The 1899-nt window shown below is 34.0% G+C and carries 2 protein-coding genes; one reads left to right on the top strand and one right to left on the bottom strand.

What is annotated here, in order from left to right:
- Positions 1 to 91: 91 nt before the first annotated feature.
- Positions 92 to 1111 carry an aldo/keto reductase gene (locus B5F09_RS14425; RefSeq protein ID WP_087375017.1) on the bottom strand — a complete coding sequence of 340 codons (1020 nt, stop codon included), beginning with the start codon at positions 1109 to 1111 and terminating at the stop codon, positions 92 to 94.
- Positions 1112 to 1414: 303 nt separating this feature from the next.
- On the opposite strand from B5F09_RS14425, the gene B5F09_RS14420 reads away from it, so the two are divergent.
- The coding region (locus B5F09_RS14420; protein ID WP_143357533.1) for a transposase at positions 1415 to 1899 on the top strand (485 nt) is incomplete at its 3' end.

Raw genomic sequence — 1899 nt, 5'->3', positions numbered from 1 at the left:
ACTATCGTTGTAATGTCAATACTTTTCTTTGAAAAAATGATAAAAAAGAGAGGGCATATTTGCAATATAACCCTCATATGTCATTCATTCCTTAACTTAATGACATTGCTTCATAACCCTCTTCTTTTAACATATCTCTTAATTGTTCAACACGCCATTCTTGTCCATCTCCATAAACAGTTAAACTATCTAATGTATTGTCTATTTCATTAACCTCTTTATCCATCAGTTCAATATCAGCAGTTTTTAGATTTTCATAAATAAACTTTTCTTGATACATTCCTGGAATCGGTACTAAACGATCATATTTATGCATTAGCCAAGCTAAAGCAATTTGAGCATAAGTTGCATTTTTCTTAGTTGCATATTTTTCTAGCATATCTAAAATTGGCTGATTTTTCTCTAAGTTTTCATCAGTGAACCATGAAAATACACGATGAATATCATCATTACTATATTTCATACCTGGTTTATAAGCACCGCTTAAAAAACCTGAAGCCAATGGCATATATGGTGTAAAACCAATTCCTAATTCTTTACAAGTATCTAAAACTCCATCATGAAGAGGTGTTCTTACTAACATTGAAAATTCATTTTGAACAACTGCTAGCGGTGCAATAGCATGTGCTTTTTTGATTTGACTCGCTGTAGCTCTACTCATTGCCCAAGAACGAATTTTTCCTTTTTCAATCAAATTTTTCATTGCTGTTGCATATACTTCGATTGGTAAATCATCAGGAACACGATGCATCATATAAATATCAATATAATCAGTATCTAATCTTTTTAATGATGCATCTAGTCTAGCTTCAATTTGCTCTTCTACAGTTCCTTTTGACAAATCATTTACAGGATCTTTTTCAGGGTTAAATTTTGTTAAAATAACAACTTCATCTCTAATGGGTTTTAGTGCTTCTCCTACTAATATTTCATTATGACCATTAGCATAAACATCTGCCGTATCAAATAAAGTAACCCCCAATTCATGAGCTTTGCGAATCATCTTAATACATTCTTCTCTAGGGGCAGGGTCACCATGAGCATGTGAAAATCCCATACATCCCATACCAATACAACCTACTTCAATATTACCTAACATTCTTTTTTTCATATTTACCTCCATTTCCGTCCGTCTTCGTCGGTCGGACACAAACATTTTATTAAAAATAATTTCTCTCCAATCGTTTTTGTAGTATCCTATAAGAGAGGTGGTATACTACAGAGCACGTGGAGGAGAGTAGGCAATTCTACTCGATATAGAATATCCTGAATATTTATAAGTCGCCGTCAGTCTTTCAAGCACAAACAAGTAGGACTTAGAGCCTGGACACTTAAGATTGTTTTAATCAACTATAGTGATATTTCGCAGACTGACAGTCAATGCCACTTCTCCTTTTTTGAAAGGAGTTTTTTTATGCTTAAAATCCACCGTTTTAATTGTGCTGGTCTTGATGTTCACAAGAACCTTATTGTTGCCACCATTGGTATCACTGACAAGAAAACTCATGTCACTGAATATATTCAAAAAGATTTCTCTTCTCTTAACTATGATCTCTATAACCTTAAAAACTGGCTTATTGAGCACAAATGCTTTGATGTCTGCATGGAATCTACCGGTAAATATTGGATTCCTGTGTTCAACGTCCTTGAGACTGAAGCCAAAATGAATATTGTCCTTGTTCATCCTAAATATGTCAAAGCTATCAAAGGCAAAAAAACAGACAAGAAAGATTCCAAATGGATTTGTGATCTTTTCAAACATGATCTTCTCAAATCATCTTTTATCCCGCCTAAGGATATTCGTGAATTAAGAGATCTCTCTCGTTACCGCTTCAAGCTCATCTGTATGCGTACTTCTGAACGGAATCGTTATCAGAATTCTATGACCGTTTCCAATAT

The organism is Erysipelatoclostridium sp. An173 (assembly GCF_002160495.1).
Classification (GTDB): Bacteria; Bacillota_I; Bacilli_A; order Erysipelotrichales; family Coprobacillaceae; genus Thomasclavelia; species Thomasclavelia merdavium.
The sequence above is the reverse complement of the archived record's forward strand: the minus strand, read 5'-3'. Positions and strand labels throughout refer to the sequence as shown.

Coding starts and splice junctions, on each gene's coding strand:
- B5F09_RS14425 (WP_087375017.1), bottom strand. CDS start 1,111: ATGAAAAAAAGAATGTTAGGTAATATTGAAGTAGGTTGTATTGGTATG.